The following is an 11,384-nucleotide window of genomic DNA, read 5'->3' as shown; positions in this document are numbered from 1 at the left end:
CCCATCCTGCTGCCGCCACTTCGCTCGCGCCGCGAAGATATCTCAACCTTGGTTGAGCACTTCGTCAATGTCTTCAGCCGCCGGATGCGCAAGCCGATCGATCGTATTTCCCCGGAAACCATGGCAGCATTCATCTCCTATGCTTGGCCCGGCAACGTGCGCGAACTAGAAAACATGGTCGCCCGCGCGGTGATCCTTGCGAATGATGGAGTGCTTACAAATCCTTTGCCGGGGTCGGATCTGCCAACTACGACCTGGGTTGTACCAGCAACGCCCACAAACCCTAATCTTCACGTGCCAAAAACACTCAGAGACTCCGAGCGCGCCCTCATCCTTGCGACGTTAGGCGCGACTGGATGGGTCATCGGCGGATCAAAGGGAGCGGCTACACAGCTCGGACTGAAGCGGACGACCCTGATTGACAGGATGAGGAGGCTTGGTATTCAACGTCCGAGTCAGCGCCCTGGTTCGCCCGGTACTCTCGATGGGTACTGAGCGGCCCGAATCATCGTCAGGACTGTGAAACCTTGAGGCCAAAGACATGGTTCTTATTCCAAAACAATTCGCATGACTCGCGATCACCGTGGCCGCTGTTTGATCGCGAAGTCCACCGAGACCGACGCAACCGGCCAAATGTAGAGAAGGCGTAGGAGGATGAAGTATGGGAAGTCCACATATTGCTTTTCCGGACGCACAAAGCTTCGGAAGCGTGACCCTTGCCAACGAAAACCTCTCGAAGCAGCAGGAATTTGAAGGAATCGTGGGGTGCAGCACGGCTCTGATGGAAACGCTGGATCTAGTTCGCACGGTGGCGCCCACGGACTCCACGGTTCTCATCGAAGGCGAAACCGGAACAGGCAAGGAAGTCATCGCGAGCGCCATTCATGCTTGCAGTAACCGCCGAGATCGGGCCTTGGTAAAGCTGAACTGCACCGCGATTCCGGTGGGACTTCTGGAGAGTGAACTCTTCGGTCATGAAAAGGGGGCTTTTACCGGCGCCGTAGCACGAAAGATCGGTCGCTTCGAGGCTGCTCACAGGGGCACACTTTTTCTCGACGAGATCGGTGATATCCCGCTAGAACTGCAACCGAAACTGTTGCGCGTACTGCAAGCGGGAGAGTTCGAGAGGTTGGGCAGTACGCAGACGCAGCGCGTAAACGTGCGCCTGGTGGCGGCAACTAATGGGGATCTGGGTAGGCTGATTTCAGAAAAGCGGTTTCGCAGCGATCTCTACTACCGCCTCAACGTGTTTCCAATATCGGTGCCACCGCTCCGGGACCGCCCACTAGACATCCCTTTGCTGGTGACACACTTTGTAGCTAAATATGCCGCACGAATGCAGAAAACGATCGACAGGATTCCCGAGGAGGTTATGGATTCTCTTACCTCGCATTCCTGGCCAGGAAACATCCGAGAGTTGCAGAACTTCGTTGAGTGCAGCGTGATCCTGACACGCGGCCATACTCTCTGTTCCCCTCTTGCAAGATTGAGACCGGTTGCACCGGGTAACTCGGAACAGGCCATCACTCTTGAGGATTTGAATCGTGAGCACATTTGCAGGACACTTCGGCAGACACACGGCGTAATCATGGGTCCGAACGGGGCCGCAGCTCGCTTGGGAATCAAGCGCACTACCTTATATGGCCGCATGCGGAAACTTGGAATCTCGCGCTCCAACAAAACCTCCTGATCCATATGGTAGTCGGCTGAATATCCGACATTTGCGTTGGTCTTCTTTCGGAAACGAGACGAGCCCCGCCTCTGCTGCGGCACTAGATCAGGTTCTTGTTCCAGGCAATGACCTTCATGCTGGATTGTCTCCTTGGATGCAATCGTCAGAGGCGTCCCCTCACACTGCATGCATCCAAGTGCGGCCTCCGGTCGATTCATCTTCGGCCCAGTGAGTCATTCAAAAAGAAATTTGGCCATCATTCCTTTGTCCTCATGCTTCAGGAGGTGACAGTGGAATACCGAGACGCCGCGGATGATCGGATCCGTGAAATCCATTATGAGATCGAGTGATTCATTTCGTGCGAGATTTACCGTATCCAACGTTGTTTTACCTGCCGAGCATAGATTGGGCAAGTCCGTTCCTTCAACGAAATTTGTGTTCGCGTGTTCCGGTAGCAGGGCGGTAAGTCGGTCACGCTATGGTGAGGGCTCAGCGTATCGGGTCGCGCCCGGTACAACGATCCAGGGCCCATGCGACGGAGCTGGCTCCGAAGAAATCGGCACCCCGAAACCTCTGCGCGTAAGCCGGGTCGGCTTGTCGAGGCAGAGGGTTTCGCTTGGGTGCAGATTTTTTTGGTGAAGTCTCAGAGCAGAGGCCCGAGATCCTAGAACGCGAAGTCGCCGCGCGGGTTTTGCCCGGCTCCTTTTTGCTTCGCTCTGGAAAGCGCTCATTGGCCAACTCCCTGCCGAGGTGAGATCAGTGAGGCCGTGTTCTGGCTCCGACCTTGGTTCGCCAACTGCGGGGACCACACTTGAGAACATGGCCGTGGTGAAAGAGGCGATCCAGCATGGCGGTCAGCGCCGCGGCGTCGCCCAACAGCTTGCCCCAGTCGCCGATTGGACGATTGCTGGTCACCAGGGTACTGACCCGCTGGTAGCAGCATTACGATTTCCAGAAAATCCGGCCCCGGACAGGGGCAGCTTCCGCATGCCCAAGTCATCGATGATCAACGTCTTCCGCGAAGGTCAGAGCCGCACGAAGACTCTTTCCCGACGGATCATACAGACTCGTCCAAGCGTTATCACCACCCAAGATTAAATCTCGCAGCATACCCGCGATTGTGCCATGCGTAAGCCCTGCTCCCGAATCGCTTGTAGCGATGTACACATTGGGCTCGTCTCCATGATTTCTGCTCCCGAAGGGAGGAATACTCACTAACGGAGAGCGCCCTCTCTCCATTTCACGCTGAACCAACACAGCATCTTCCCGTTTCCCTTACCACCGTACCACTGGCCTGATCCGATAACGCTACGACCAATAGATCTAGTTTGACTCCGAGTTGGAGTGGACTATAGTTTTGATATTCTGGATGGCCCTCGTGCAGAAAAACGATGGTTGATGGATCCATTACGCAGCTGTTGCTGGATGCATCAGCAGGCAAGCAGGGCGCAGTCGACGCGCTCTTTCCCATCGTCTACTCCGAAATGCGGCGTCTTTCTGCGTCCTATCTTCGCAGGGAGCGGCCCGGGCATACTCTTCAGAGCACAGCGCTTGTGCACGAGGCCTACCTTCGTCTAATCGACCAAAAGGTTAGTTGGCAAAGCCGAGCACACTTTATGGGCATTGCTTCACAGATTATGCGGCGAATTCTTTTGGATCACGCGAAAGGCAAGGCTGCGGCCAAAAGAGGCGGAGCAGAGATTGCGCTCGAACTCGACGAGTCGAGCATTGGCGCTAAAGTTCGCGACGTGAACCTCATCGCCCTGGATGACGCACTCCTGGAACTCGAAAAAATCGATCCGATACGCAGCCGTATTGTGGAGATGAGATTTTTCGGCGGCCTTTCGAATGCAGAAGCCGCGGAAGTTTTGGGCGTATCTACGGCGACCGTGCAACGCCAATGGGCGGGAGCACGGGCGTGGCTCTTCCACACCATGAAGAAGGAGTAGCAGATTACTCAAGCCGCATTTCGGCTCTTGGTCTCAAATGAGCATTTGGTCGAATAAATGCCGACAAGGTCATCGATTGGCGCGATTTCTGACTTTCTCGATGCCTTGATGTCCAATGATCGCGGCATCGCAGACGGCAATGTCCTGCTTGATATCGGCCATCTTTTGTGTAAACTCCGCGCTGAGTGCTCCCCGATCTCGCAGGCCCACTAAAACATCGAGGCTCTTTTCGTAATTCGTTCGTGCTGCTCGCCAATCCTCCAGTCGCTTGGATTTCGAGGAATTGGGCCGAGCCGCCATACGCCGATACTCCGCGCCGAAGCCTGTATACGAATCAGACAGGCCTTCGCGGTTGTCACTATTATCAGGATGGATCTGCACAAGCCTTTGGAAAATAGATAGGGATTCGCGCAAGATCCTGAGACCCTCCTCTGCGTTTCCATTCTTAAATAATAGATCGCTAATGCTTATGTCTACATAACCAAGACGGTAAGGGAGCCATGCGTCTTGAGGATCCGCCTGCGACAACGTCTGATAAATTGCCAGCGCCTTGCGGAGATACTGCAGACCACGTGGCAAGTCACCGCTATCCTTGAGGTCAGAGCCAAGAAACTGGTACGAATCCGCGAGGAGGCCTCGAATCGCTGCGTTCGTCGGGTCCTCTGCCGACAGATCCTCGAGCAGTTTCGTGGCCTGCCGTAGTGCCTCAATCGAGGCTCCAAGTTGGCCTTGCGAAGCCAACACCATTGCGGCGCCAGAATAGTCACGCGCAAGGTGCGTGCGCAGGGATGTGCTCTGAGACCCCTTGGTGGGTTGAGCAGATGCTCGAATCGCAGCGGCGCGCCGAAAGCTCTGCAACGAACCAGGAAGATCGCCGGTCGCTCTCAGTAACCAAGCAAGATAGTTATAAGCATCCGCGGCTCGGTCTTGCGTGCTGGCGTCGCTGGATTTCGAGAGGAGGCTCTCAGAAATCCTCAGGGCTTTGCGCACACTCGCCAACGCCTCTGGAAAGTCGTGCCTTGCACTGAGGCACGCAGCGGTTGCTAGATAGTTGGAATATAGATCCCACTTCAGTGAAACGTCTTTTGGTGCGCTCCTCGACAGCGTTCCCAAAATCAGGGCCGCTTTGCCATAGCTGGCCAACGCCGCTGCAGTGTCGCCCAAATTGGCGAAGTAAGGACTTCCCTCGACATCCCCGACCTTTTCATAAGCAGCCGCCAATTCCCGCTGTAGCGAGGCGTCGCCGCTCGCCTCTCGCGACAGGTTGTCCAGGTATCGCAATGAGCGGTCGACAAGCAGTTTTCGCGCGGGCGTCGAACCGGGTAAGTCTTTGATGGAGTCATGAATGTCAAACATCAAGGAATTGGCCACTTCACGCACGTCGTTGAATCTCCGTTCCGCTTTAGCCCGCTCCACTCGAGCGATGTGCGCCTCCCAAAGGGTTGCCGCCAGGCCGCCGCATAATGAGAACAGCAGCAACGCGGCGGCAGCCACCGGGACTCGGTTCCGATTGACGAATTTTCCAGCACGATAGAGCAGCGTGTCAGGCCGGGCGCCGACGGGCAGGCCCTCCATATAGCGGCGAATGTCTTCGGAGAGTTGCTCGACTGAGGCATACCGCCGCCGGGGTTCCTTGTGCAGCGATTTCAGCACAATGTTGTCGAGGTCGCCCGCTAGCGCGCGCCTCAGCTTTTCCGGCTTAGCATCGCGCGCGGAGCTAACACTCTCTGGCGTGAGAGTAACTTCACTGGAGCCATCGGGGCGATTCGCACTTACCGACAGTCCTACAGCCTCGCTCGGTCGCGCGGGCTCGGTTTCGCACACCGCCTGTCTCATCGCTTCTGTGGAAATTCCATCCACCTTGTACGGTCGGTGGCCCGTCAGCAGAAGATAAAGAACTACGCCAAGCGAGTAAATATCGCTGGCAGTGCTGATGGCTTCGCCCCGCACCTGCTCCGGGCTGGCGTACTCCGGAGTCAACATGCGCGAGAATTCGATTGTCGGCTCGACTTCTCCTGCGAAAGCGTTTGCGTCCAGGATCTTGGCAATTCCGAAATCAAGAAGCTTGGGAACGCCTCCGGAAGTGACCAGGATATTTGCCGGTTTCAAATCGCGGTGAACCACCAGGCTCTGGTGGGCATATTGAATCGCAGAACAGACTGTCCGAAAGAGCCGCAGGCGCTCTGTAATGGAGAGCTTGTGAGCGTCGCAATATTGGTGAATCTGTATGCCTTCAACCAACTCCATCACGAAATAGGGTGAGCCGTTGTCCGTGGTCCCGCCGTCCAAGAGTCGGGCAATGTTGGGATGCTCAAGCGTCGCCAAAATCTGCCGCTCAGACCTGAAGCGCGCCCGGGCGAATCTGGTTTCGAAGCCGGTTCTTACCAGTTTGATCGCGACTTGCTTTTGATACTGATCGTCCGCCCGGACCGCGCGATAAACTGCTCCCATCCCGCCTTGTCCGATTTCTTCGATCAGTTGGTAGGGGCCGAGGCGCCGCCCCAGCCACGGGTCGACTGGACCGGGCTCCAGCACGCTCGCATGTGTGATCAGGGCCGGCTCCCGCAAGAAATCGTCGGCTTGTCGATAGGATCCCAACAAAGACTCCACATACTGGCGTAGTGAAGAATCCTGGCAGACGCTATCGAGATATGCGGGCCGTTCCGCTGGTGAAATCTCGAGCGCCTTGTCAACGATCTCCAGTGCCGTTTTCGTGTCGAAGGACATCGCGTCAGACCTCAGCTGCCGGTCTCCTTGCAGTCTTTGTGCCTCAGGGAAAACAATAGAGACGCCGCACAAGGTTAACCCATTACGATTATTTCCACAGACTCCAAGTAATTAGAGTGTTCCTCGGTTGGGCCGCGATCCTCCGTGGTGGCACGTTGACCAGGTGCGGATTCGACGGACCCTCAAGCCTGGCATTCCCTCCCGTTTGTTAACGCGACATCGCAATGAGGAATTGATCAGTCCGTGATCAACTTTCTGCTCCGTAAACAGCAGTCTGGCCAATGGGAAGAGGAAAACTGTCATGAACAGACTGAAAGTTCCTGGATAATACTACTGATGGCCAGAATACTGACCGTGCTGGCTGCTACGCCAACCTATGCGGTAGAAGCGCATTTCTATGCCGCAACTCACGGTTTGAGCAATCGCTCTACCTGATTGGTGGGCAGTACGACATCTACGTAGAGGCCAAGCGCCCGGTCGTGCCCACCCAGGAAGCCATGTCGCTCGGGTAGGGCATCACTATTTCCCTAGTGCTGCCTCCTGTAACAGGCGACCCCGGTGGGCTTTATGCACGGCTGGATGCGCATGCGCGGCGTTCCTTGTGAACAAATAAATTCTTAATGAGTGATCATCTCCCGATCGGATCCTCGCGTTCTGATTGGGGAGATAGAGAACGATCTGGTGAGTGGTCGGAGAAAGGCTAGCGACCGATTGCCGCCTTATAACCCAGGTTGTATATGTTTGCCAGCAGAATCAGTTAAAGAAAACATAAGGGGGTGGAGTATGGAGCGATCAAAATCAGGCGCGAAGGCCATACTTGTTATCGCGATGCTATCGATGTGCGCAACAGCAGCTCGCGCCGGAGAGAGCTATTTCTACTCAGGAACCGGCGGCCGCAGCGCTTCCTTTCACCTGATTGGAGGTCAGTACAGCCTGTACGTGTATGCCAAGCGCCCGATCAAAGGCTATTACACACCCGAGTCGGAGAGGTGCATTTTCGGTGGAAACTTGCAGCGCGTGTGGCCAACGCACGAGGTCATGTCGCTTGGGTCTGGAGTCACCCTTTCGACCATCGTCCCGCATAAGATCGGCCCGGTGCCGATGACTCTGCCCACAGGCCTCTACGCTCTTTATATCGCGCCACTCACGGATTGTGATTGGCACTTCAGTCTCGAATCAACCAGCCAAAATACTGCCGGCGTGGCCCCGGTGGAGATGCTCAGGAGAGACAAAGGGCGGGAATCGACTTCGAACAGCAAAGGGGGCCTGGAATCGTCTTCGACCGCGTCCCTGAAGGACCAGGTGCAATTCTATGCTCAATATCGTACAGACCACGACTCGAATGCGCCCGCGTCCGGTGAGTTGCAGATCATCCACTACGGGAAAATCGTCCAAACATTTCCTCTGAAGGTTGGCCATGATGTCGCCAGCGGAGCGAGCACATTTTTCCTGGACATCCAGTGGGAACCCAGCGACAGCCAGTACTTGGGTAAGAACACTGTGAAGTTTATTGTGAAGATCGGCTCGGCGGAGTTCACGAGTGACGGGGAGTCTACGCTCACCCAATGAGGGTACGGCCACAAGATAAGGTGCCGTACAGCTTCCATTCCAGGCCGGGCCGCAGCAGCCACCACGACCAGAAGTGTCGCCGTGCCTTCTCGCAACACAAAATAAAGATTCGAAGCTGATCATCTCCGCACACCGCTTGCGCGTTAGTTAGTGAGCAGCAACCGAGGGCCTAAAGGCCCAGCTTCATCTTCAGGGGATCCAAACATACTTAAAACTGCACTCGCTTAAAGGAGACTGGCCATGAAAACTGCGATTTCTCAATCGCCCCAGCACGCTGCATCGCCTTCTGCTTCTGATCGCAAGGAAGAGTACAGCGGCAACCGCTCCGGCCCCGATCTTGGGCTTGAAAGGAGCAGGCGAGGCACACTAGGTCTCGTTTCTTCCTTTTTACCGTTGCTTCTTTTGTCAATGCTATTCGGAGCGTCCTCGTTTCAGCTCGCCGTGGACGCACCGAACTGGACTGGCGTGCCTGCTTTGGAACACTACCGGGCGTTCTACCCGGTGATAAACCCTGGAACATTTTTCCAAACGCTGTTGCCCACCGCGTTATTTGCGCTGCTGGCGGCGTTAGTCTGCAACTGGAGGCCAATTCCGGCCACGCGATGGAGGCTGGCGGGCGCACTGGCTCTTATGATTTTGGTCGGTGTGCTCACATTCACGTTTCACTTCCCCCGGAACAAGATCCTGTTTGGAGATCCGCTGACGCGTCCGGCGGCTTACTACAATCAGGTTGTTACGGAGTGGGTTGCAGGAGACTACCTTCGCCTCGCGATGATTTTGACAGCGGTTGTTTTGGTGGCGGTGGCGATGATCCGCATCGCTCGGGACACCGCTCCTAGAGAACTCCGAGATTCCAATTCTTCCGGCGCCGCTAACGCTACGGCGCACCCCGGCGCCCTGAAAGGACTTCTCCAGTGAACCCTCGTCTCATTTCCGCAGCTATCGCCTTGTCTTTGTCTGCAATGTTACTTGGCACGGGCGTTTATGAGTCCGTGGTGGTCGCGCCGAATCTCCAGGGTGCTCCGTCCTCCCTAGAACATGCGCGCGGGTTCTATCACGCAACAAATCCGGGGACGTTTTTCAGGGTGATCTCCCCCGGCACACAACTTTTCCTTCTGCTGGCTCTAGTGTGCAATTGGTCGCCGATTCCTTTTACGCGCTGGAGGTTGGCTGGAGCCCTGGCACTTGCAATTTTAGGAGACGTTATCACATTCAAGTTTCACTATCCCCGAAACACCATCCTGTTTATCGATCCACTGACCCGGTCGGCGGCAGACCTCGATCGGGTAGCGACGGAATGGGCCGCGGGAAACTATATTCGCATCGCCGTGATTTTGATAGCGGTTGTCTTGGTGATGGTATCGATGATCCGCATCGCTCGTGATACCGCTGCTGGAGCATACGTCTGTTCCGACAGTTCCACTACGCGTTAGGTCTTGCACCGCGCCGGAGCGGGGTTCCCATTCTTGTTTCGGTGAGCTCCGCCTGCGGGAGTGCATTCTCGCGACGATGCTCCACGGTGTTCGCGTCTCTGGTTTCGACAGCTGCATCATGGCATCGATGTTGGAATCGCTGGCGTTCATCGGACCCGCGAGCAATTGCGAGTACTGGACCTGTGGTGGGCGATAGCGCTTTGGTGAAAAACCATCTCTCTTCTCGTTCCAAACATGGTCGAAAACGCGGGCTAAAGCGTTGAAAACACGTAATGGCCTATTCTCGTTTTCGTGAAGTTTCGCGGACCGCAGGCCCTAAATGACAGTCGTGGAACCAAGAAAATCAACACTCCTCCGGCGTCCTCCCCCCGAACACAAACAATATTGTGGAACCCACTGATCATCCCCACTCCCAGTTTGCGCGCTAGTACTGAGCAGCATCTATCCGAAGGCGTAGAGGCCGCCGCCTCTCTCGCTGTGGAATCCAGGCATGTCTCGGAGCTGTACTCAGGTTGAAGGAGATTAACAATGAAGTCCATGGTTTCTCGAAGTGTCGTGTGGGCAAGCCTCTCTTTGTTTCTGATCGCAGCAGCTATAAGCGTTGGCCAGTCTGTCGGTACGATGATCGGCAAAGCAGAAGCGCAAGCACTCATCCAGACTTTTCAAGGTCAACGTTGCGACAGATGCGAGTTCCGTCATCGACAAAGTCCGGCCCTTGTTGAATCCGACCCACATATTGAGCAGAGTGGCGACTAGCCGGAGCACGAGAAAATACTTGACCGTAGCGGCACCACCGCAGTTCGAAACACAAACGGACTAGGCGGTCCGGCAAGTGATTCAGGCGGTAACGCCAGTGCACTTAGCTTGCGCGCGCCAAACCGCCGAGTTCCTGCATGGCATTCTTGTCGATCTTCAAATCGGTCGCCGCCACGTTTTCTTCGAGATGCGTAACCTTGGAAGTTCCCGGGATCGGCAACATCACCGGAGATCGAGCCAGGAGCCAAGCCAGCGCTATCTGAGAGGGCGAAGCGTGCAATTGTGCCGCCACACGACTGACAGGACTGTCCGGGCCAGATACTTGACCGGCCGCCAGCGGGAACCAAGGAATAAAAGCCATCTTCTCTTTTTCGCAGTAGTCCAGCACATCTTCCGATCCGCGGTCAGTCACGCTGTAACGATTCTGCACACTCACAATTGGAACAATCGTTTGCGCGTGTTGAATCTGAGAGACGCTGACTTCCGACAAACCAATGTGTTTGATTTTTCCTTGCGCCTGCAGATCCTTAAGAGTTCCCAATTGATCTTCGGCTGGAACCTTGGGATCAATTCGGTGCAGTTGATAGAGATCAATCCGTTCCAGCCGCAATCTCCGAAGGCTGCCTTCGCACGCCGATCTCAGGTGCTCTGGCTTTCCGTTTTCGACCCACTGATCCGGACCCGGCCGCATGAAACCGCCCTTGGTCGCGATCACCAAACCTGCCGGATATGGATCCAGGGCCTCAGCGATGATCTCTTCGCTCACGTTCGGACCATAGGAGTCCGCAGTGTCGATAAAATTGATTCCCAACTCGACTGCGCGCCGCAAAACGCGGATAGCCTCTGCTCGATCCGACGGTTCTCCCCAAATTCCTTTTCCGGTGATTCGCATTGCGCCGAATCCCAGTCGAATAACGCGAAGATCTTTTCCGATCACGAATTCGCCGGCGCCTCTCGCCAGTTGCTGCTTTTGCTTTGCTATGGCCTCGTTAGATTGCATGTTGCCCTCCATTCGACTTTGATGCTCATATTTCTTTCTTCTCTTCAATATCTGCTACCGTGAACCGAACGCCTTATCGAGTGCAGGAACGCAGCACTCGGCCTAGACCAGAATGGTCCCGCTATCAACCACGACCGTCTGACCGGTGCTGAATCCTTCCTGCATCAAGAACAGACAGGCTTGCGCGACTTCATGAGCTTCTCCGACTTGGCCTCAGGCAGACTTTTCCCAGCGCTTTCGTACAACTGCTTGCAGAGAGCGGGCGCCGCGGTTAGCGG

General features: G+C 55.6%; 9 protein-coding genes. 7 read left to right on the top strand and 2 right to left on the bottom strand.

Annotation, left to right across the window (positions count from 1 at the left end; all coding sequences use genetic code 11):
• From VNX88_14045 to VNX88_14030, 4 genes are all read left to right on the top strand, one after another.
• On the top strand, window positions 1–495 hold a 495-nt coding region (locus VNX88_14045; GenBank protein HWY69787.1), incomplete at its 5' end, for a helix-turn-helix domain-containing protein.
• Window positions 496–661: 166 nt separating this feature from the next.
• Window positions 662–1,690, top strand: coding sequence for a sigma 54-interacting transcriptional regulator (locus VNX88_14040; GenBank protein ID HWY69786.1), 1,029 nt, complete (start codon window positions 662–664; stop codon window positions 1,688–1,690).
• Window positions 1,691–2,431: 741 nt separating this feature from the next.
• Window positions 2,432–2,770: a hypothetical protein gene (locus VNX88_14035; protein HWY69785.1), complete on the top strand. Its 339-nt coding sequence runs from the start codon at window positions 2,432–2,434 to the stop codon at window positions 2,768–2,770.
• A gap of 293 nt (window positions 2,771–3,063) precedes the next feature.
• A complete protein-coding gene (locus tag VNX88_14030; protein HWY69784.1) occupies window positions 3,064–3,621 on the top strand; it encodes a sigma-70 family RNA polymerase sigma factor in 558 nt (185 codons plus the stop codon).
• A gap of 69 nt (window positions 3,622–3,690) precedes the next feature.
• On the opposite strand, the gene VNX88_14025 is transcribed toward VNX88_14030, so the two are convergent.
• Window positions 3,691–6,348 (bottom strand): protein kinase, encoded by a 2,658-nt coding sequence (locus tag VNX88_14025; GenBank protein HWY69783.1) that lies wholly within the window; start codon window positions 6,346–6,348, stop codon window positions 3,691–3,693.
• 783 nt (window positions 6,349–7,131) lie between these two features.
• On the opposite strand from VNX88_14025, the gene VNX88_14020 reads away from it, so the two are divergent.
• The 3 genes from VNX88_14020 to VNX88_14010 all read left to right on the top strand — a co-directional run bounded on the left by VNX88_14020 (window position 7,132) and on the right by VNX88_14010 (window position 9,350).
• Window positions 7,132–7,917, top strand: coding sequence for a hypothetical protein (locus tag VNX88_14020; protein ID HWY69782.1), 786 nt, complete (start codon window positions 7,132–7,134; stop codon window positions 7,915–7,917).
• Between the two features lie 240 nt (window positions 7,918–8,157).
• Complete coding sequence (locus VNX88_14015; protein ID HWY69781.1) at window positions 8,158–8,835, top strand: hypothetical protein; 678 nt, start codon at window positions 8,158–8,160, stop codon at window positions 8,833–8,835.
• Window positions 8,832–9,350 (top strand): hypothetical protein, encoded by a 519-nt coding sequence (locus VNX88_14010; protein HWY69780.1) that lies wholly within the window; start codon window positions 8,832–8,834, stop codon window positions 9,348–9,350. Before VNX88_14015 ends, VNX88_14010 begins: the two co-directional genes overlap by 4 nt.
• Before the next feature lie 859 nt (window positions 9,351–10,209).
• On the opposite strand, the gene VNX88_14005 is transcribed toward VNX88_14010, so the two are convergent.
• Window positions 10,210–11,106 carry an aldo/keto reductase gene (locus VNX88_14005; GenBank protein HWY69779.1) on the bottom strand — a complete coding sequence of 299 codons (897 nt, stop codon included), beginning with the start codon at window positions 11,104–11,106 and terminating at the stop codon, window positions 10,210–10,212.
• Between the last annotated feature and the right edge of the window lie 278 nt (window positions 11,107–11,384).

Source organism: Terriglobales bacterium, assembly GCA_035567895.1.
In the GTDB taxonomy this organism is placed as follows: Bacteria; Acidobacteriota; Terriglobia; order Terriglobales; family Acidobacteriaceae; genus Gp1-AA112.
Note: the sequence above shows the minus strand (reverse complement) of the source record. Positions and strands in the feature narration are given on the sequence as shown.

What these genes read in the sequence shown, in the direction of transcription:
- VNX88_14015 (HWY69781.1), top strand. Translation starts at nt 8,158, where the DNA reads ATGAAAACTGCGATTTCTCAATCGCCCCAGCACGCTGCATCGCCTTCT.
- VNX88_14040 (HWY69786.1), top strand. Translation starts at nt 662, where the DNA reads ATGGGAAGTCCACATATTGCTTTTCCGGACGCACAAAGCTTCGGAAGC.
- VNX88_14030 (HWY69784.1), top strand. Translation starts at nt 3,064, where the DNA reads ATGGTTGATGGATCCATTACGCAGCTGTTGCTGGATGCATCAGCAGGC.
- VNX88_14020 (HWY69782.1), top strand. Translation starts at nt 7,132, where the DNA reads ATGGAGCGATCAAAATCAGGCGCGAAGGCCATACTTGTTATCGCGATG.
- VNX88_14005 (HWY69779.1), bottom strand. Translation starts at nt 11,106, where the DNA reads ATGCAATCTAACGAGGCCATAGCAAAGCAAAAGCAGCAACTGGCGAGA.
- VNX88_14025 (HWY69783.1), bottom strand. Translation starts at nt 6,348, where the DNA reads ATGTCCTTCGACACGAAAACGGCACTGGAGATCGTTGACAAGGCGCTC.